Annotated in this window: 1 pseudogene; it reads right to left on the bottom strand. The window is 70.2% G+C overall.

The annotated features are described in order from the left end of the window. Positions 1-289 (bottom strand): annotated as a pseudogene (locus tag ACLBXO_RS32190) (dihydroorotase); the annotation flags it as partial.

Below are 289 nucleotides of genomic sequence, written 5' to 3' on the forward strand. Positions count from 1 at the left end.
CGTCTCGATGCCGAGGGCCCCGTCCGCCGCCTCGGCGAAGGGCAGGCGCTTGGTCTCCACGTCCTGCGGATTGTGGTCGGACACCACAACGTCGATCACGCCCTCGTCGGGGGCGCGCACCACCGCCTGACGGTCGGTCTCGTGGCGCAGGGGCGGCGAGAGCCGGCAGAAGGTGCGGTAATGGCCGATGTCGTTCTCGTTGAGGACGAGGTTGTCCACCGAGACGCCGCAGGTCACCGGCAGGCCGTCCTGCTTGGCGCGCCGGACGATGTCGACCGAATGGGCGCAG

Source organism: Methylobacterium sp. C33D, from assembly GCF_053345825.1.